General features: G+C 63.2%; 19 protein-coding genes and 1 tRNA gene. 18 read left to right on the top strand and 2 right to left on the bottom strand.

Going from position 1 to position 19,605, the window contains the following annotated elements; genetic code table 11:
• The 4 genes from GPA25_RS18590 to GPA25_RS18575 form a co-directional block, all read left to right on the top strand.
• On the top strand, positions 1-1,384 hold a 1,384-nt coding region (locus tag GPA25_RS18590), incomplete at its 5' end, for an AsmA family protein (protein ID WP_169261899.1).
• Between the two features lie 57 nt (positions 1,385-1,441).
• A complete protein-coding gene (locus tag GPA25_RS18585) occupies positions 1,442-1,627 on the top strand; it encodes a hypothetical protein (protein ID WP_169261898.1) in 186 nt (61 codons plus the stop codon).
• Entirely contained in the window at positions 1,624-2,046 is a 423-nt protein-coding gene (locus GPA25_RS18580; RefSeq protein ID WP_169261897.1) for a YdbL family probable chaperone protein, read from the top strand. The genes GPA25_RS18585 and GPA25_RS18580 overlap by 4 nt, the downstream gene beginning before the upstream one ends.
• On the top strand, positions 2,046-2,834 hold the full coding sequence (locus GPA25_RS18575; protein ID WP_211163209.1) for a 3'-5' exonuclease: 789 nt from the start codon (positions 2,046-2,048) through the stop codon (positions 2,832-2,834). The genes GPA25_RS18580 and GPA25_RS18575 overlap by 1 nt, the downstream gene beginning before the upstream one ends.
• A gap of 83 nt (positions 2,835-2,917) precedes the next feature.
• Here the strand turns inward: GPA25_RS18575 and GPA25_RS18570 are convergent, their stop codons facing one another.
• A complete protein-coding gene (locus GPA25_RS18570) occupies positions 2,918-4,645 on the bottom strand; it encodes a nitrite reductase (protein WP_169261895.1) in 1,728 nt (575 codons plus the stop codon).
• A gap of 148 nt (positions 4,646-4,793) precedes the next feature.
• Positions 4,794-5,624 carry a uroporphyrinogen-III C-methyltransferase gene (gene cobA, locus GPA25_RS18565; RefSeq protein WP_169261894.1) on the bottom strand — a complete coding sequence of 277 codons (831 nt, stop codon included), beginning with the start codon at positions 5,622-5,624 and terminating at the stop codon, positions 4,794-4,796.
• Positions 5,625-5,882: 258 nt separating this feature from the next.
• On the opposite strand from cobA, the gene GPA25_RS18560 reads away from it, so the two are divergent.
• The 14 genes from GPA25_RS18560 to pheT all read left to right on the top strand — a co-directional run bounded on the left by GPA25_RS18560 (position 5,883) and on the right by pheT (position 19,604).
• Complete coding sequence (locus GPA25_RS18560) at positions 5,883-6,248, top strand: c-type cytochrome (protein ID WP_425486410.1); 366 nt, start codon at positions 5,883-5,885, stop codon at positions 6,246-6,248.
• Positions 6,249-6,264: 16 nt separating this feature from the next.
• Positions 6,265-7,455 carry a cytochrome D1 domain-containing protein gene (locus GPA25_RS18555; protein ID WP_169261892.1) on the top strand — a complete coding sequence of 397 codons (1,191 nt, stop codon included), beginning with the start codon at positions 6,265-6,267 and terminating at the stop codon, positions 7,453-7,455.
• Position 7,456: 1 nt separating this feature from the next.
• The gene (gene ahbB, locus GPA25_RS18550; RefSeq protein WP_169261891.1) at positions 7,457-8,512 is read left to right on the top strand and encodes a siroheme decarboxylase subunit beta; all 1,056 of its coding nucleotides are present in this window, start codon (positions 7,457-7,459) and stop codon (positions 8,510-8,512) included.
• Entirely contained in the window at positions 8,509-8,991 is a 483-nt protein-coding gene (locus GPA25_RS18545; protein ID WP_169261890.1) for an Lrp/AsnC family transcriptional regulator, read from the top strand. The genes ahbB (GPA25_RS18550) and GPA25_RS18545 overlap by 4 nt, the downstream gene beginning before the upstream one ends.
• Positions 8,988-9,527, top strand: a complete 540-nt coding sequence (gene ahbB, locus GPA25_RS18540) for a siroheme decarboxylase subunit beta (RefSeq protein ID WP_169261889.1) — start codon at positions 8,988-8,990, stop codon at positions 9,525-9,527. Before GPA25_RS18545 ends, ahbB (GPA25_RS18540) begins: the two co-directional genes overlap by 4 nt.
• Before the next feature lie 260 nt (positions 9,528-9,787).
• Positions 9,788-10,993, top strand: a complete 1,206-nt coding sequence (nirJ, locus tag GPA25_RS18535; RefSeq protein ID WP_169261888.1) for a heme d1 biosynthesis radical SAM protein NirJ — start codon at positions 9,788-9,790, stop codon at positions 10,991-10,993.
• A 19-nt stretch (positions 10,994-11,012) separates the two neighbouring features.
• On the top strand, positions 11,013-12,620 hold the full coding sequence (locus GPA25_RS18530) for a nitrite reductase (RefSeq protein WP_169261887.1): 1,608 nt from the start codon (positions 11,013-11,015) through the stop codon (positions 12,618-12,620).
• A gap of 86 nt (positions 12,621-12,706) precedes the next feature.
• Positions 12,707-12,783 (top strand) — tRNA-Val (locus tag GPA25_RS18525).
• Positions 12,784-12,938: 155 nt separating this feature from the next.
• Complete coding sequence (gene thrS, locus GPA25_RS18520; RefSeq protein WP_169261886.1) at positions 12,939-14,855, top strand: threonine--tRNA ligase; 1,917 nt, start codon at positions 12,939-12,941, stop codon at positions 14,853-14,855.
• 28 nt (positions 14,856-14,883) lie between these two features.
• Positions 14,884-15,405: a translation initiation factor IF-3 gene (gene infC, locus GPA25_RS18515; RefSeq protein ID WP_169261903.1), complete on the top strand. Its 522-nt coding sequence runs from the start codon at positions 14,884-14,886 to the stop codon at positions 15,403-15,405.
• Between the two features lie 144 nt (positions 15,406-15,549).
• Complete coding sequence (gene rpmI / locus GPA25_RS18510; protein ID WP_169261885.1) at positions 15,550-15,747, top strand: 50S ribosomal protein L35; 198 nt, start codon at positions 15,550-15,552, stop codon at positions 15,745-15,747.
• 12 nt (positions 15,748-15,759) lie between these two features.
• Positions 15,760-16,119, top strand: coding sequence for a 50S ribosomal protein L20 (rplT, locus tag GPA25_RS18505; RefSeq protein WP_018988925.1), 360 nt, complete (start codon positions 15,760-15,762; stop codon positions 16,117-16,119).
• 67 nt (positions 16,120-16,186) lie between these two features.
• On the top strand, positions 16,187-17,218 hold the full coding sequence (pheS, locus tag GPA25_RS18500; protein WP_169261884.1) for a phenylalanine--tRNA ligase subunit alpha: 1,032 nt from the start codon (positions 16,187-16,189) through the stop codon (positions 17,216-17,218).
• Positions 17,219-17,225: 7 nt separating this feature from the next.
• Positions 17,226-19,604: a phenylalanine--tRNA ligase subunit beta gene (gene pheT, locus GPA25_RS18495; protein ID WP_169261883.1), complete on the top strand. Its 2,379-nt coding sequence runs from the start codon at positions 17,226-17,228 to the stop codon at positions 19,602-19,604.
• Position 19,605 lies beyond the last annotated feature (1 nt).

Raw genomic sequence — 19,605 nt, 5'->3', positions numbered from 1 at the left:
GGAATGGGAGGGGCGTGCAGCATGGAGCGCCGGTGAGGCGTATTGGCATCCGTTCTACCTGACAGCGGGTCCGATGGTCGAGGCGCGCGGCCGGGTTGACGCGCGAACGCTGACCGTCACGCATGCGTCGCTGCAGATGGAAGGCACGCGCATGGTAGCCGCGTCGGCGGATTTCGATCTCGCCCGCGGTGTGCTGCGTCGTGGAGCGTTGACGGTTGCGGACGCCGATCTGGCGGTGATCGGGCCGCGTTTCCTGGCGCCCCTGCTGGCTCCCGAGAGGGCGAATGCTCTGCGTTTCGCGGGGCACGTCAGCGCCGGGCTGGTTTTCGACAACCAGTCCTTGCAGGCTGCCGAAGTAGCATTCAGCGATGCGGGGTTCAGCTTGACGGATCGCGAGCTGAGCTTCGGCCCCTTGAACGGGGCGCTGCCGTGGCGGGCGAATGGCGCGACGGAGGGGCAGTTGACAGTCGGTGGCGGTCGCTGGCAGAAGCTGACGTTGGGGGCTTTCGACGTCGTGGCGCGGCTGGACGGGAATGGCCTGGATGTCGATCGCGTCAGAATTCCGGTGCTGGATGGTGCGCTGGTGCTCGAAAAGCTCTCCTTGCGGCGCGCGCCCACTGGCTGGAACGGCCACGGCGGCGCGGTAGTGGAGCCCATCTCGATGCAGCGTCTCACCGACACAGTGGGTTTGCCGCCGATGCGTGGTGTGCTGGCGGCGTCGCTGCCTGGTCTGCGCGTCGCGCCGGGCGAAATCGCGCTCGACGGCGCACTCGTGATCTCGGTGTTCGACGGCTACCTGCAGGCGACGCGGTTGCAGGTGCTCGAGCCGTTTGGTGTTGCAGCGCGGGTGTATGCGGACATCGAGGCGCGTCACCTCGATCTCGCTCAACTGACCGATACCTTCTCCTTCGGAAGTGTCACCGGTTTTATCGATGCGGATGTTCATGGACTGGAACTGGTGCGCTGGCGACCGATCCGCTTTGATGCGCGGGTGGCGAGCAGTCCCGGCGATTATCCGCGGCGCATCAGTCAGCGGGCGGTACAGAACATCAGCGCGCTGGGTGGTCCCGGTGCGGTGGCGGCGATCCAGCGCAGCATGCTGGGGATCTTCGAGACTTTTGGCTACAGTGAGATCGGCGTGTCGTGCGCTCTGGTCGACGGAGTATGCCGGATGGGCGGACTCGACGAAGCGGGCGACACCGTGCGCGGTGGGGGCATTGCCCGGTTGGCGCCATCGGGTGTGGGGGGCGGCTTCCCGATCGTGCGAGGTGGCGGCGTCCCGGCGCTGAATGTCATCGGCTACAATCGCCGCGTCGATTGGAACGAGCTGATCGAACGTCTGCAGCGCGTGATTGCCTCGAACGCCGCGCCGATCATCGAGTAGTCCCGCTCATGCCATGAGCCCGGGCAGGGGCCGTGGACGTCCGAAAAGGAGATTCCCGTGATTTCTGTGCCGAAACTCGCGCTATGTGCCGCCATCCTGGCCGGCTTGAGCGCCTGCGTGACGATCAATATTTATTTTCCGGCTGCCGCGGCAGAAAAAGCGGCGGACCGCATCATCGAGGAAGTGTGGCAGTTGCGCGAGGGGGCAGCGGCGCAGCCGAAAGCGAACGGAGAGGCGAAATGAAGACGACGAACATGATTTTTGGATGGATCGGCGCGCTGCTGCTGAGTTTCGCCAGTCTGGCGGGGGCTCAGGGCAATCTGGAGGTGAACACGCCAGCGATCGAGGCCCTCAAGCAGTCGATGCAGCAACGGCATGCGCAGCTCGCGCCCTTGTATGCATCGGGTGCGGTCGGGCTGGCAGCGGACGGGACTGTTGCCTTGCGCGATGCGTCCGGCGTGCCGCTGGCTCAGCGTGGGCAGGCCAGTGCGTGGATTGCCGCGGAAAATGCGGATCGGGTGGCGCTATACCGTGAGATTGCGCGCGCGAATGGTCATCCGGAGTGGGAGCCCGACGTGCGCAAGACTTTCGCGCAGCGCTGGATCGAGCGTGCCCAGCCGGGCTGGTGGGTACAGGGTGGTGCCGGCTGGGTACGCAAGTGATGCCGGTCCTGGTTTTCGATATCGAGACGATTCCGGATGTGGCCGGAATCCGGGTCCTGAATGAATTGCCGGATGAACTGAGCGACTACGAGGTTGCGGAGTTCGCTTCCCAGCAGCGGCGCGCGGCCACCGGCAGCGATTTCCTGCAATTGCATCTCCAGCGCGTGGTGACCATTTCCTGTGCGCTGCGCGATGCGAACCAGTTCCGCGTGTTTTCATTGTCCGAACCCGATAGCGGCGAGGGTGAAATCATTCAGCGTTTCTTTGACGGCATCGAGCGCTATACGCCGCAGATCGTGTCGTGGAACGGGGGCGGCTTCGATCTGCCGGTATTGCATTACCGTGGGCTGAAGCACGGCGTGTCGGCGCCGCGTTATTGGGATCAGGGCGAGGGCGACTACCACGACTCGCGTGATTTCAAGTGGAACAACTACATCGGCCGATATCACAGTCGTCATCTCGATCTGATGGACCTGCTGGCGATGTATCAGGGGCGGGCGAATGCGCCGCTGGACGAACTGGCGAAGCTGATGGGTTTTCCCGGCAAGCTCGGGATGGACGGTTCGGCGGTGTGGCCGGCGTGGCAGGAAGGGCGCATCACGGAGATTCGCGACTACTGCGAGACCGATGTGGTGAATACTTATCTGGTGTATTTGCGTTTCCAGCGCATGCGCGGGCAGCTCGATGGGGCCGGATACGCCGCAGAAGTCGCGACCGTGCGTGAGGCGCTGGCGCGAATCGATGCGCCGCACTGGAAGGAATTTCTCGCGGCCTGGCCGGCGGCGTAAAAAGCCGATGGCCAGCACAAGGCTGGCCATCGACGCTCGTACGGCAGGGGGAGGGGGTTAGTCTCCCCTGCGCGTCCGAACTCTTAGTACACGTCGTGCTGGGTGTTATGCACGTTGAAGTGGCCAGTCGGCGTAATCAGCTTGGGATCCTTGATGACGGTCTTCAACTGCAGCGTCTTGTCATCGACGATCACGATGGCCGATTCCTTGTCCTTGGCCGACCACACCGAGAACCACACCTCATTGCCGTCCTTGTTGTATTCCGGCTGAACCACGCGCTTGGCGCCGTCATCCTTGAGGCCCGCCCATTCGCCGATCGGCAGCACCTTGAAGCCAGCCTGCAGGTTCGTCAGGTCATACACCGCAATCGACTGACTGACCTTGGCTTCGGGGTGGAGGGGATTGTCCACATACAGGTGCTTGGACTTCGGGTGGGTCTTGATGAACAGGGATCCGCCACCCTGGCTCTTCAGGCTTTCCACCAGCTTCCATGCGTACTGTTTGTGGTTCTTCGGATCGGTGCCGATCAGGGCGATCGATTCGTCGCCGAGGTGGCCGGTGGCCCACACCGGACCGTACTTCGGATGGGTGAAGTTGGCACCGCGCCCCGGGTGCGGGATCTTGCCGACTTCGACCATGCCGGCGAGCTTGCCTTCCTTGGCGTCAATGGCCGCGATCTTGTTCGACTGGTTCGCTGCCACCATGAAGTAACGCTTCGACTGGTCCCAGCCGCCGTCATGCAGGTAGCGTGCGGAGCCGATCTCGGTCATCTTCAGGTTCTGGATGTCGGAGTAGTCGACCATCAGCGTCTTGCCGGTTTCCTTGACGTTGACGACGAATTCCGGCTTGAAGTGCGATGCGACGATGGAGGCGACGCGCGGCTCGGGGTGGTATTCCTGGGTGTCTACCGTCAGGCCGCGGGTCGAGACGATCTTCAACGGTTCCAGGGTGTCGCCGTTCATGATCACGAACTGCGGCGGCCAGTAGGCGCCGGCGATCGCCAGCTTGTCCTCGTACCCCTTGTACTTGGACGTGTCGACCGAGCGCGCCTCGAGGCCGATGCGGATTTCGGCGACGTTGTCCGGCTTCTCCATCCACAGGTCAATCATGTTGACGCGCGCGTCGCGGCCGATCACGAACAGGTAGCGACCGGAGGCCGAGATGCGGGAGATGTGCACCGCGTAGCCGGTCTTGACGATGTTGATGATCTTCTTGGTATCGCCGTCGATCAGCGCGACTTCGCCGCTGTCGCGCAGCGTGGTCGAGAAGATATTGGCGATGTTGTAGTTGTTCATCTTCTTCTTTGGGCGCTGCTCCGGCGGGACGATGACCTTCCAGGTCTGTTTCATGTCCGCCATGCCGAATTCCGGCGGGGTGGGCGCGGTCTGCTGAATGTAGCGCGCCATCAGGTCGACGTCGTCGTCGCTGAGTTCGCCCGAGGTGCCCCAGTTCGGCATGCCGGCGGGAGAGCCGTATTTGATGAAGACTTTCAGGTATTCGGAACCGCGGGCCAGCGTCAGGTCAGGCGTCAGCGGTTTGCCGGTGGCGCCCTTGCGCAGCACGCCGTGGCAACCGGCGCAACGCTGGAAGTAGATGTTGCGGGCCTTGTCGAACTCCGCCTTGCTCATCTTCGGCGCGTCGGGATTGGTGTCCTTGTACAAGTCGACGTCGGCGAGTGGTGAGCCGCCCGCCTGGTATTTTGCCTCGGCCTCACCCACGTGCTTGGCGTCTTGGGCGAAAGCCTGCGACATGGCCAGCGGCAGGCTGGCAAGCAGCATCGCTCCGGACAGCCATTTTCCTTGCTTACTCATGGTCGATCTCCCTTCATGAAAGAATTCCTGCGGTAGAGCCCGCCGACGGCAAAGATTGATCCTCCTCTCACTGCAAATCCTTAACCTCGATCAAATTGGGGTCTTAATCATCGTGTTTATGACAGGGTGACCGCCGTGGGGGGGCGCATCACTCGGCCAGCACCACTTCGTCGAGCTCCTGCGGGTGCCCGAGAAGTGCGTGCAGCGAGACGACGGAACCGATCATGATCAGCGCCGGCGACTTGAGCTTCGCGCGTTTGACGGCCGCCGGCAGCTGGTCGAGTCGGTCGGTGAGGGTGAGCTGTTCGCGCGTCGTTCCGGCATGGACGACTGCCGCGGGGGTGTCACCGGGCAGGCCATGAGCGATGAGTTCGCGGGAGATGATCTCCAGTGCGCCGAGGCCCATATAGATGACGACCGTCTGACGGGGGCGTGCCAGCGCCGGCCAGTCGAGATTGACCGTGCCGTCCTTCAGATGTCCGGTGGTGAAGATCACCGAGCGCGCATGGTCGCGGTGCGTCAGCGGCATGCCGGTACAGGCGGAGATGCCGCACGCCGCGGTGATGCCGGGGACCACTTCGCAGGCGATGTCGCTGGCGAGCAGTTCTTCCATTTCCTCGCCGCCGCGTCCGAACATGAACGGGTCGCCGCCTTTCAGGCGCACGACGTCGAGGCCGGTGCGCGCCAGTTCGACGAGAAGACCATTGATCTGGTCCTGTGGCAGCGAGTGGTTGCCGGCTTCCTTGCCGACGTAAATCATGCGCGCGTTGCGGCTGACCAGCGCCAGCACCCCTTCGCCGACGAGGTGGTCGTATACCACCACCCGTGCGTCGCCGAGCAGGCGTGCAGCCTTGAGGGTGAGCAGTTCCGGGTCACCAGGACCGGCGCCGACCAGGTACACCTTGCCGGGTCGCCGGCGGATGGGTGCGGCGCCGGCTTTGTGCCGTACCGCATCAAGGCCGCTGATATGCTCGCTCATGAATCGCTCTCCGCATATGCCGCGAGGACGTGTCCAGACGGCTGGTTCTATGTTGGCAAACAGCTGGTTCGCGCCGACACTGTATCCCTACATGTCGTCCGGGAAATTAACCGATATCAAGGAGTGCCGGACGCCACGCAGCCGATACTTGGCCGGTCGGGTCGGACTGCTGCTGTGTGTCGGCGGCGTCAGGAGCGCAGGCAAGTCCGTGTGTCGATTCGCGAGGGATCAGGCGTGTTGTGTCGAGTAGCTGGAATGATGATGTCGGTATGCGTGGCGATGTCCGCCGTGCCGAGCGCGCAAGCGCAAGTGGCCGCGCCGCAGCCGGAGCGCATGCGCGCACTGGTGCACCTGGTGCGCCAGGACTGCGGCTCGTGCCACGGGCTCACCTTGCAGGGCGGCCTGGGGCCGGCGCTGACGGCCGCTGCGCTGCGCGACAAGCCGCGCGAAGGGTTGATTGCGACGATAGTCGGAGGGCGTCCCGGCACACCGATGCCGCCATTTCGTGGCATCGTCAGCGAAGACGAGGCGGTGTGGGTGGTGGATCGGCTGATCGAAGGTTTCCCTGCTGACGGCGGGCCGGCAGCGATCGCGCCACCCCCGCTCCAGCCGCGCATGCAATAACAGAAAGAGGCCGACGATGTTCCGCAAGGTAGTGAAATGTGCCATTTGCTGGATGCCGGTATTGCTCGTATCCGCATGCGCCACTTCGCAGCCGCAGCCGCTGCGTGGTACCGGCGATCTGGGTGTTGTCATCGAACGTGCCACCGGACAGGTGCAGGTGATCGAGACCACCGGCCGCCGCGCGCTCGCACAAGTGTCGGGGCTGGGCGATCTGTCGCATGCGTCGGTGGTGTTCTCGCGCGACAGCCGCTATGCCTACGTGTTTGGTCGCGACGGTGGGCTCACGAAAGTCGATCTGCTCACCGCAAGCATTGCCGGTCGCGTCGTGCAGGCGGGCAACGCGATCGGCGGCGCGATCTCGCAGGACGGACGCATTCTTGTCGCGCAGAACTACGAGCCCGGCGGCATCAAGGCCTTCGATTCGGACACGCTGGAACTTCTCGCCGACGTGCCGGCGAGTTACGGTGCCGACGGCAAGCGCTCCAAAGTTGTGGGACTCGCGGATCTGCCGGGCAATCGCTTTGCGTACGCACTGTTCGATGCAAACGAGATCCGTGTCACCGATCTTTCCGATCCGAAGAACCCGAAAACCGATCGTTATCCGGCCGGTAAGCAACCCTATGATGCGCTGGTGACGCCGGATGGCCGGTATTACATCGCCGGATTGTTCGGCGAAGACGGCTTGTCGATGCTCGACCTATGGCAGCCGGAGAAGGGCGTGCGCACGATCCTGCCAGGTTATGGTCGCGGTGAGCAGGCCCTGCCGGTATACAAGATGCCGCATTTGCGCGGCTGGGCGGTTGCCGCCGGGCGCGCCTACCTGCCGGCGATCGGCCGCCACGAGGTACTGGTTGTCGATCTCGACGACTGGAAGGAAGTCGCGCGCATCCCGGTGAAGAGCCAGCCGGTATTCGTGATGGCGCGGCCCGACGGGCGCGAGGTGTGGGTGAACTTCGCCTTCCCCGACAACGCCTGGATGCAGGTTATCGATACCTTCAGCAACCGGCTCGTCGATACTTTCCAGCCCGGTCGCGCGATCCTGCACATGGAATTCACGCCAAAGGGGGAGGCAGTGTGGATCTCCGCACGCGACGACAACAAGGTGCTGATCTACGACACCCGCAACCGACAAAAACTCGCTGAACTGCCGGCGGCGAGCCCGAGCGGCATCTTCTTCACCAGCCGTGCGTTCCGCACCGGGTTTTGACATGAGTTGCCACAGCGCCCGGGTGATCGATGCAGGGGCGGCGGACTTCGCTGGCGCCCCTGCGGGATCCGGCACTTTCCGCCTGCTCAACGACTATCAGCGTGGCTTTCCGCTGGTTTCCGAACCTTTTGTTGCGATGGCGGCAGCCTGCGGCCTGGACGAGGCTGCGGTGCTGAGCGCGCTGCAGGCCTGGGTCGCGTCCGGCGTCGTCAGCCGCGTGGGTGCGGTGTTCGCGCCGCGCCGCGTGGGTGCGAGTGCACTGGCGGCGCTCTCAGCGCCCGCCGGCCGCCTCGAGGAAATCGCCGCCCGCATCAGTGCGGTGGCCGAGGTAAATCACAATTACCAGCGCGAACACGCCTTCAACCTGTGGTTCGTCGTCACTGCCGCGTCGGCACAGCGGCTGCGCCAGATCGTTGCCGGCATCGAGCAGGACACCGGCTGTGCCGTCATCGTGCTGCCGTTGGAAGAAGAATTTCACATCGATCTCGGTTTCGACCTCGCCGGCGGAGCGCGCACGCTTACATGCGCGGCGGAAACGCGCCCGGCCCTGGTCGGCGAAGCGGCGTGCGCCTTGCCGGCGCTCGAACGTCGCTTGATGGTTGCACTGCAGGCAGGGCTGCCCCTGCTATCACGTCCGTTCGAGGCTCTCGGGCGCATGGCGGGGCTCAGCGAAGCGATGGTGATCGAGCTGATTGAGCGTTGGCTTGACGAAGGTCTCGTCAAGCGCTTCGGGGTGATCGTGCGCCATCATGAACTCGGCTTTCGCGCCAACGCGATGTGCGTGTGGGATGTGCCGGATGACGAAGTCACCCGCATCGGCCGTCTCCTCGCAGCCGAGCCCGCGGTCACGCTGTGCTATCGCCGCCGCCGCGCACAGCCCGACTGGCCGTACAACCTGTTCTGCATGATCCACGGCCGCTCGCGCGAGGCCGTTTGCGCGACTCGTGACGATATTGTCCGGCGGCTCGGGCTCGACGACTGGCCGCACGCCGTGCTGTTCAGCTGCCGGCGTTTCAAGCAACAGGGCGCCTGTTACCTCACGGATGCCGATACATGATCGATCCCGCCGTACGCCCCCGAACTGCATCGGTGATCGACGACACCGACCGCGCACTCATCAATGCGCTGCAGGGCGACTTCCCGCTGACGCGCCAGCCCTTCTTCGATGTCGCCGCGCGTCTCGGGCTGGACGAGGCTCAAGTGATCGCACGCCTGCAGCGGCTGCTGAACGAACGCGTGCTCACGCGCTTCGGACCGATGTTCCAGATCGAGCGCATCGGCGGCGCGTTCTGCCTCGCCGCGATGCGCGTACCCGAGGGCGAGTTCGGGCGCGTCAGTGCACAGGTCAATGATTTTCCCGAAGTCGCGCACAATTACCGGCGCGAGCACGCCCTCAACATGTGGTTCGTCCTCGCCACCGAGCGCCCCGATGGCATCGCCGACTGTGCGCGACGCATCGAGGTGGCGACCGGATTGCCGGTGTTCCTGTTCCCGAAGGAGCGCGAATACTTTGTCGAGATGAAGCTGGAGGCATGATGAGCACTCGCGGCGCCGAAATCCCCCAGACAGTCTCCGCGCCTGCCGATGACATCGATCGGCGCATCATCCTCGCCACGCAAGGCGGCCTGCCACTCGTCGCGGACCCGTGGAACGAGGTCGCCAGCAAGGTCGGAGTGCCGGTCGACGAGTTGCTCGTCCGGGTAGAAGCGATGCTTGATCGCGGACTCATCCGCCGCATCGGCGCCGTGCCCAACCACTACGCGATCGGTTACACCGCCAATGGCATGAGCGTGTGGGACATCGCCGACGAGGCCATCGACGCGGTCGGCGAATGGCTCGGCGCGCTCGACGCCGTCACCCACTGTTACCGCCGCCCGCGCCGCTTGCCGGACTGGCCGTACAACCTGTTCGCGATGGTCCATGGCCGCAGCCGCGATGCGGTCCGGCAGCAACTCGACGATATCGCCGCGCTGCTCCATGGCCGCTTCCCGGGCGCCTGCCGCAGCCACGACGTGCTGTTCTCGTCGGCAATCCTCAAGAAGACCGGCCTGCGGATTGGAACATCGGACTGACCCCGCGTGCCCGCATCAGCCGATCGCGGCAAGGTGTAGCCCCCGAGGGTGGGAGTTCCGCGCTGAGGCGTCCGCCACGCGTCCAACGAAGTGTGGAACTCCCGCGCTCGGGGGCGGGCCGTTCCCGCAGGATTCAGTTACGCGAAGGATCGCCCGGGCAATTCGCCGTGGCGTAACCGGGTATCCGGGCGCCACTTGATACCCGTCATTTTCCCGCCGCCCGCGCCGCGGTCTAATCGTCAGCGATACGGAGGTAAGCCATGTTTCGCATCTCACACTTCATCCGCGAGCTCGACCATCCGACACCCGTCGCTCCGCGCCGCAATCCGCCCGGGCCGGTCGTCATCTGGAACCTCATCCGCCGCTGCAACCTCACCTGCAAGCACTGCTATTCGATCTCCGCCGACAGTGACTTCCCCGGTGAGCTCTCCACCGCCGACGTGTTTCGCGTCATGGACGACCTCAAGGCCTTCCGCGTACCGGTGCTGATCCTCTCCGGCGGCGAGCCGCTGCTGCGCGCCGACATCTTCGATATCGCGCGCCATGCCAAAGCGATGGGCTTCTATGTCGGCCTGTCGAGCAACGGTACGCTCATCAACGGCAGCAATATCGACGCCATCGTCGATACCGGTTTCGACTATGTCGGCGTCAGCCTGGATGGAATCGGTGCCACTCACGACAAATTCCGCCGCCTCGATGGCGCCTTCGACGCCTCGATGTCCGGCATTCGCCTGTGCCACGCGCGTGGCATCAAGGTGGGCGTGCGCTACACGATGACCGAGGACAACGCCCACGACCTGTCCGCACTGTTGCGGCTGGTCGAGGATGAGGGCATCGACAAGTTCTACTTCTCGCACCTCAACTACGCCGGCCGTGGCAACAAGCACCGCGCTGACGATGCGCGCCATCAGACCACACGCGATGCGATGGATCTGCTTTTCGAAACTTGTCTCGATTTGCACCGGCGCGGCATCGACAAGGAGTTCGTTACCGGCAACAATGACGCAGACGGCGTATATCTGCTGCACTGGGTTACCCGGCGCTTCCCTGAACGCGCCGCGCACATCCGCGCCAAGCTCGTGCAATGGGGCGGCAACGCCAGTGGCGTCAACGTCGCCAACATCGACAACCTCGGCATTGTCCATCCCGACACCATGTGGTGGCACGTCCCGCTCGGCAAGGTCCGCGAGCGGCCGTTCTCCGAAATCTGGAGCGACGTCTCAAATCCATTGATGGCCGGGCTCAAACGCCACCCGCGCGTGCTCGGCGGCCGTTGCGGCGCGTGCCGTCACCTGGATATCTGCAATGGCAGTTCGCGCGTGCGCGCCCAGCAGATCACCGGCGACGCTTGGGCCGAAGATCCGGGCTGCTACCTCAGCGACGAGGAAATCGGCCTCAGCGCCGCAGAGTGTCGTGGCGAGCGCGTCGTCACCACGCCGTTTGTGTCGCCGCGCCGCACCGCCTGACTCCCCACCGAGACCCGCCATGCAATCCCCGAGCACCTATCCGGCAACGGTCGCCAATTCTTCCGTCTATGTGCAGTCTGCGGCACTGCTGCTCGGCGTGTTTCTGCTGTCGCTTGCTCCCGCCGCCCGCGCTGCCGATGTGCCGGACGCAGCACGCTCCTACCAGCAGCATTGCGCGGCCTGTCATGGAGCGGATCGCCTCGGCGGCACCGGTCCGGCCCTGCTGCCGGAAAACCTCGCGCGCCTGCGCAAGGAAGAGGCGCAGGCCGTCGTCCGCGACGGGCGCACCGCGACGCAGATGGCGGCGTTCGGCGCGCTGATCCCGCCGGACGACCTCGCCGCCCTCGTCGCGTGGATCTACACCCCGGTCGTTCCTGCGCCAAGTTGGAGCGAGGCCGACATTCGTGCCTCGCGCATCCAGCATGTCGATCCTGCGACGCTCGCGGCGAAGCCGATATTCTCCGCCGATCCGATGAACCTGTTTCTTGTCGTCGAAACCGGCGACCACCACGTCTCCGTGCTCGACGGCGACAAGCTCGAACGCATCCACCGCTTCCAGAGCCGTCACGCGCTGCACGGCGGGCCCAAGTTCACCGCCGACGGGCGCTACGTCTTCTTCGCGTCGCGTGACGGCTGGATCACCAAGTACGACCTGTGGAACCTCAAGGTCGTCACCGAAGTTCGCGGCGGCATCAATACCCGCAATGTGGCCGTCTCGCCCGACGGCAAGTACGTCGCCGTCGCCAACTATCTGCCGCACACGCTCGTACTACTCGACGGCGATCTCAATCTGCTCAAATCGATCCCCGTCACCGACCGCGAAGGCAAGGCCAGTTCGCGCGTCTCCGCGGTGTACGAGGCCACTCCGCGCAAGTCCTTCGTCGCCGCGCTCAAGGATGTGCCTGAAGTCTGGGAGATCAGCTTCGACCCCGCCGCGCAGGACATCCCCGCGGGCTTTGTCCATGACTACAAGTACCGTGAAGGCGCATTCATTCCCGGTTATCTGAATCCGCGCCGCACCGAACTCGGGCAGGTGCTCGACGACTTCTTCTTTACCCAGGACTATTCCACCGTGCTTGGCGCCTCGCGTGAAGGCGTCGGTCAGGTCGTCAATCTCGACGTGCGCAGGAAGATCGCCGACCTGCCGCTCGACGGCATGCCGCATCTCGGCTCCGGCATCTCGTGGGAATGGCGCGGCCGACGCGTGATGGCGAGCACCAATCTGAAGGCCGCCGAAGTCACCGTCATCGACCTCAAGGACTGGAGCGTCGTAAAGCGCATCCCGACGCGCGGCCCCGGCTTCTTCCTGCGCAGCCACGAGAACAGCCCCTACGCCTTCGTCGACTCGATGATGAGCCGCGAGGCGAAGAACACCCTGCAGGTCATCGACAAGCAGACCCTTGAAATCGTCAAGGAACTTAAGGCCGCGCCTGGACAGACCCTCGCACACGTCGAATTCACTCGCGACGGCCGCTACGCGCTCGCCAGCCTGTGGGAGATGGACGGCGCATTGATCATCTACGATGCGCAGACCCTTGAGGAGGTCAAGCGCATCCCGATGAAGAAGCCGGTCGGCAAGTACAACGTCTGGAACAAGATCACCCGCGAGGAAGGGACGAGCCACTGAGATTTGACGCTTTGCAGAAAAATGCCAAAAGTCGTCGAAAATATTTGACACGCTTCGAACGGCTTGTATAATTCGCGGCTCTTAGCAGGCGCGTAGCTCAGCTGGTTAGAGCACCACCTTGACATGGTGGGGGTCGTTGGTTCGAGTCCAATCGCGCCTACCAACACATGGAGTTGGACAATGAAGTTCCGAACTACTGTCGCAGCCGGAAAATAAACAATCGGGCTTCGCTGTAGTACTCCAGGAAAAAAGTGCGGCCCGCCCGCACTTTTTTTTCGTCCAGATTTTGCCAAACCCATTGTCCGAGGCTTCGAGATCATGCCGAACATCACGCTTCCCGACGGTTCCGTACGCAGCTTCGATAATCCGGTCACCGTTCTCGAGGTCGCAGCGTCGATCGGCGCCGGTCTCGCCAAGGCGGCGCTCGCCGGCAAAGTCGACGGCCGTCTGGTCGATCTCTCTTACTGCATCGAGGTCGACACGTCGCTCGCCATCATCACCGACAAGGGTGACGAAGGGCTCGACATCATCCGGCACTCAACGGCGCACCTGCTCGCACATGCCGTCAAGGAGCTGTTCCCGGATGCTCAGGTCACCATCGGGCCGGTGATCGAAAACGGCTTCTACTACGACTTCGCTTACAAGCGTCCCTTTACGCCGGAAGATCTCGAGCAGATCGAGAGGCGCATGGCTGAGCTCGCCAAGCGCGAAATCCCCGTATCACGGGAAGTCTGGGCGCGCGACAGGGCCGTCGACTTCTTCAAGTCGCAGGGCGAGCATTACAAGGCCGAGATCATCGCCTCGATTCCACAGGCCGAGGATGTCTCGCTCTACCGTCAGGGCGACTTCATCGATCTCTGCCGTGGTCCGCACGTCCCGTCGACTGGCAAGCTCAAGGTCTTCAAGCTGACCAAGCTCGCCGGGGCCTACTGGCGCGGCGACTCGAAGAACGAGATGCTCCAGCGGATCTACGGCACGGCCTGGGCCAAGAAGGAGGATCTGGAAAGCTACCTCCATATGCTCGAGGAAGCCGAAAAGCGCGATCACCGCAAGCTCGGCCGGCTGCTCGATCTCTTTCATCTGCAGGAAGAGGCTCCTGGCATGGTGTTCTGGCACGCCAAGGGCTGGACGCTGTGGCAGCAGGTCGAGCAGTACCTGCGTCGCACCATCCTCGAAAACGGCTATCAGGAAGTGAAGACGCCGCAGATCGTCGATCGCTCGTTGTGGGAGAAGTCCGGCCATTGGGGCATGTACTCCGACCTGATGTTCACGACGCAATCCGAAAAGCGCGACTACGCGGTCAAGCCGATGAATTGCCCGTGTCACATCCAGATCTTCAATCAGGGGCTCAAGAGCTACCGCGACCTGCCGCTGCGCATGGCCGAATTCGGTTCGTGTCACCGCAACGAGCCGTCCGGGGCGCTGCACGGCATCATGCGCGTGCGCAATTTTGTACAGGATGACGCGCACATTTTCTGTGCCGACGATCAGGTGCAGACCGAGGCTGCGGCATTCATCAAGCTGTTGCAGCGTGTGTATGTCGACTTCGGTTTCAACGACATCCAGATCAAGCTCTCGACGCGCCCGGACAAGCGCGTCGGCACCGACGAGCAGTGGGATATGGCCGAGGCTGCGCTCGCCGCGGCGCTGGATGCCCAAGGGTTGAGCTATGACCTGCAGCCCGGGGAAGGCGCGTTTTATGGCCCGAAGATCGAGTTCTCGCTGAAGGACTGCCTCAATCGCGTGTGGCAGTGCGGCACGCTGCAGCTCGATTTCAACCTGCCGGTACGTCTCGGGGCCGAATACGTTGCCGAAGATAATACGAAGAAGTTTCCGGTCATGCTGCATCGCGCGATCGTCGGTTCGCTCGAGCGCTTTATCGGCATCCTGATCGAGCACTATGCCGGCGCCCTGCCGCTGTGGCTTGCCCCGGTTCACGCCGTGGTGCTCAACATCTCCGAAGGTCAGTCCGAATACGCCACCGAAGTGACCAAACGCTTGAAGCAGGCGGGTTTCCGGGTTGAGGCGGATTTGCGTAACGAAAAGATTACCTATAAAATCCGCGAACATAGCGTGCAAAAGCTGCCCTACCAAATCGTCATCGGCGAAAAGGAAAAAGCGGCGGGCCTCGTTGCCGTGCGCGCTCGGGGTGGCCAGGACCTTGGCCAGATGACCCTGGAGACACTGATCGAGCGTTGGCAGCGCGAAGTTGAAGCGCGGTCGGGCTCGATCTGATTTTTTGGCATTCGTGGAGAACTGAACCATCGCTCAAGAAAAAAAGCAGCGCGTCAATGAGGAGATCAGCGCGCCCGAAGTTCGTCTGCTCGGTGAAGACGGCGAACTGATCGGAATTTGCTCCCTGAACGCAGCCCTGAGTGCAGCCGAAGAGGCCGGGCTGGATCTCGTCGAAATTGCGCCGATGGCGCAGCCCCCGGTGTGCCGGGTGATGGATTTCGGCAAGTTCAAGTATCAGGAGCAGAAAAAGGCCCACGAAGCCCGCCTCAAACAGAAGCAGGTGCAGATCAAGGAAGTCAAGCTTCGGCCTGCGACTGACGAGAACGACTACCAGATCAAGTTGCGCAATCTGAAGCGTTTTCTTGAAGAAGGCGACAAGTGCAAGGTTACCTTGCGCTTCCGCGGGCGCGAGATGGCTCACCAGGAATTCGGCCTGCGGCAACTTGAGCGTGTGAAAGCCGATCTGGAAGAGATTGGCCAGGTCGAGCAGATGCCCAAGATGGAAGGGCGTCAGATGATCATGGTGATCTCTCCGAAGAAGAATCGCTGATCGGGCGATGCGGAATTTGTTTCCCGTCCTCGGGCGGGAAGCACATACCGGCGGGCAAAGCCTGCCGGAATACAAGTGGTGTCAGGTTGAAAACGCGCCGCATGGCGACGCTACCTGACGGCATTCATAAACCTGGAGTTAGCAATGCCCAAGATGAAGACCAAGAGCGGAGCCGCCAAGCGGTTCAAGGTCCGCGCTAGTGGCGGGATCAAGCGGGGCCAGGCGTTCAAGCGCCACATCCTTACCAAGAAAACCACCAAGAGCAAGCGCCAGCTGCGCGGCATGACGGGAGTCCACGCCGCCGACGAGAAGCTGATCCGCGCCATGCTGCCTTACGCGTGATAGGAGACCACCATGCCCAGAGTTAAACGTGGTGTAACCGCGCGCGCGCGTCACAAAAAGGTTCTTGATCAGGCCAAGGGTTACCGCGGCCGTCGCAAGAACGTATATCGCATCGCCAAACAGGCGGTGATGAAGGCCGGTCAATACGCCTACCGCGACCGTCGTCAACGCAAGCGCCAGTTCCGCGCGCTGTGGATCGCCCGTATCAACGCCGCAGCGCGTGAAGTGGGCCTGACCTACAGCACCTTCATGAACGGTCTGAAGAAGGCTGCAATTGAAGTGGACCGCAAGGTGCTGGCCGACCTGGCCGTGTTCGACAAGCCCGCATTTGCGGCGCTCGCCGACCAAGCCCGGGCCAAACTCGCTGCGTAAGCCAACGCAGCACGAAAAAAGGAGGCCTGGCCTCCTTTTTTTTTACTGAATTTTCCACGGCAAGCAAATGGATAAGCTCGATCAACTCGTTCAACAGGCCACGGCCGAGTTCGCTGCGGTGGCGGACGGTGTCCAGCTCGAACAGGCCAAGGCGCGCTTCCTGGGTAAGACCGGCGTGCTCACCGAGCAGCTCAAAGGCCTCGGCAAACTCGCCCCTGATGAGCGTCGCGCCGCCGGCGCCGAGATCAATCGCGCCAAGGATGCCATCGAGGCGGCACTCGAGGCCCGTCGGCACGCGCTGCGCGAAGCAGTGCTGCTCGCGCAGCTTGCCGCCGAAGCGCTCGATGTCACGCTACCGGGGCGTGGTGCTTCGCAGGGTGGTCTGCATCCGGTGAGTCGTACGCTGGAACGCATCGAAGGCCTGTTCCGTTCGATCGGCTTTGTGGTTGCCGATGGCCCCGAAATCGAAACCGATTGGCACAACTTCACTGCGCTGAACACGCCGGAAAATCACCCGGCGCGCTCGATGCACGACACCTTCTACCTCGAAGGTCATGACGAAGTACTGCTGCGCACGCATACCAGCCCGGTGCAGATTCGCAGCATGCTGAATCACGTCGCACGCTACGGTGCACGCGAAAGCATGCCGGAGCTGCGGGTGATCATCCCCGGCCGGGTGTATCGCGTGGATTCGGATGCGACCCACTCGCCGATGTTCCACCAGGTCGAAGGGCTGTGGGTGGGTGAAACGGTGAGCTTTGCCGACCTCAAGGGCGTGATTGCCGATTTTCTGCGCAAATTCTTCGAAACCGAAGACCTGCAGGTGCGTTTCCGTCCGTCGTTCTTCCCCTTCACTGAACCGAGTGCCGAGATCGATGTGGCGTTCATGAGCGGCGCGCTCAAGGGTCGCTGGCTCGAAATTGCCGGTTGCGGGATGGTTCACCCGAATGTGCTGCGCTTTGGCGGCATCGACCCCGAGCGCTACACCGGCTTCGCCTTCGGCATGGGGCCGGATCGCCTCACCATGCTGCGCTACGGCGTCAATGATCTGCGCCTTTTCTTCGAAGGCGATCTGCGCTTCTTGAGCCAATTCAGGTAATCGAATCATGCAATTTTCGGAACACTGGTTGCGGAGCCTCGTCAATCCGCCGCTCGACAGCGAGGCGCTGGGTCACCTTCTGACCATGGCGGGTCTCGAGGTCGAAGAATCTGCCGCGGTGGCGCCGCCGTTTTCCGGCGTCGTTGTCGCGTGCATCGTCGAAGCCGAGAAGCACCCGAACGCCGACAAGCTCAAGCTGTGCAAGGTGGATGCGGGGCAGGGCGAACTGTTGCAGATCGTCTGTGGTGCGCCTAATGCCGCAGTCGGCATGAAGGTGCCGTGTGCCGTGGTTGGCGCGAAATTGCCGGGTTTCGAGATCAAGGCCGCCAAGCTGCGTGGTGTCGAATCGTTCGGCATGTTGTGCTCGGCACGCGAACTCGGTTTGTCGGAGGATCATGGCGGCCTGCTTGAGCTGGCCGCCGATGCGCCGATCGGCCAGAACGTGCGCGACTACCTCGCGCTCGATGACACGCTGTTCACAATCAAGCTGACGCCAAACCGTTCCGACTGCCTGAGTCTCGCCGGCGTCGGGCGTGAAGTGGCAGCGCTGACCGGGCAGTCGCTGGTTCTGCCGGAAATTGACGGCGTCGCGCCGACTCTCGACGATCGTCGTGAGATCGTGCTCGACGCGCCGGACGGCTGCCCGCGCTATTGCGGTCGCATCCTGCGCGGTGTCGACGCGAAGGCTCCGAGCCCGGAATGGATGAAGCAGCGTCTGCTGCGCAGCGGCGTGCGCTCGATCAGTGCACTGGTCGACATAACCAACTACGTGATGCTGGAGCTCGGTCAGCCGCTGCATGCGTTCGACAATGCCCGCCTGACCGGCGCGATTCACGTGCGCTATCCGCGTGAAGGTGAACAGCTACTGTTGCTCAACGAGCAGACCGTCACGCCGGCAGCTGACACCCTGTTGATTGCCGACGATGCGCGTGCTCTGGCGCTCGCCGGCATCATGGGAGGTGAGGAAAGCGGCATTACGCTCGACACGACCGATGTGTTTCTTGAAAGCGCATTCTTCGCGCCGAACGCCATCGCCGGACGTGCGCGCGGCTACGGTTTCGTGTCGGATGCCTCGCATCGCTTCGAGCGCGGCGTCGATTTCGCGCTCGCGGTGCCGGCCATCGAGCGTGCAACGCAGTTGATTCTCGAGATCTGCGGCGGTGCGGCCGGTCCTGTCGTCGAGGCCGTGTCCGTGGATCACCTGCCGGCGCGCAAGCCGGTGCGTCTGCGTCCCGGGCGTGCCCGTCGCCTGCTCGGGATCGATCTTGACGACGCTGCAATTGGCAAGCTTCTCGAAGGCGTCCACCTCACGGTGCAGCGCGATGGCGACAATCTCTTGGTTGTGCCGCCCTCGTTCCGTTTCGACATCGAGATCGAGGAAGACCTGATCGAGGAAATCGCGCGGCTATACGGTTATGACAACATCCCCGCGCTGCCGCCGCAGGGCGGGCTGGCGATGCTCGACCGTTCCGAGTCGGGTCGCTCCGCGTGGGACGTGCGCCACCTGCTCGCTGGGCGCGACTACCAGGAAGTCGTCAACTACGCGTTCGTCGAAGAAGCCTGGGAACGCGACTTCTGCGCCAACGATGCGCCCATCCGGCTCGCCAACCCGATCGCCAGTCAGATGAGCGTGATGCGTTCGAGCCTGGTCCCCGGTCTTGCAGGGAATCTGGTTGCCAACCGCAAGCGGCAGCTGAATCGCGTGCGCGTGTTCGAAATCGGCCGCTGCTTCGAACGCAAGGCTGACGGCGAGCCGGTCGCGGGATTCCACCAGCCTGTGCGCGTCGCCGCTCTCGCTGCCGGACCGGCGCTGCCCGAGCAATGGGGGGCACCCACACGGCTGGTCGATTTCTACGATGTAAAGGGCGACCTTGAGGCATTGTTCGCGCCGCGTGTTCTGAAATTCGAACCGGTTTCCGACCCTGCCCTGCACCCCGGGCGTGCCGCTGCGGTCCTGCTCGATGGTCACCGCATTGGCGTGGTTGGCGAGTTGCACCCGGTGTGGGTCCAGCGCTACGAGATGGGTGCTGCACCGGTTGTATTCGAAGTGGATATGGATGATGCGCTGCTGGCGTGCCTGCCGGCCTATCAGGAAATTTCCCGCCAGCCTGCCGTCACGCGCGACCTTGCACTGGTGGTGGAGCAGGGGCTTGCGGTGGCACGTGTCGTCGAAGTCCTCGGTGAGGTCGCGCCGGCCGTCGTCAAGGGTATCGAGCTGTTCGATGTTTACCATGGCAAGGGCATCGATCCCGGGAAAAAGAGCCTTGCGTTCAGGGTGTTGATGCAAGATACTCAGCGCACGCTTGAGGATGCCGAAGTCGACGCAGCGATCGCTGTCATCATTCGTCATGCCGAGGCTGTGCTCGGCGCCCGCTTGCGTGGATAGT

The sequence above is a fragment of the Aromatoleum diolicum genome (assembly GCF_012910955.1).
Classification (GTDB): Bacteria; Pseudomonadota; Gammaproteobacteria; order Burkholderiales; family Rhodocyclaceae; genus Aromatoleum; species Aromatoleum diolicum.
The sequence above is the reverse complement of the archived record's forward strand: the minus strand, read 5'-3'. Positions and strand labels throughout refer to the sequence as shown.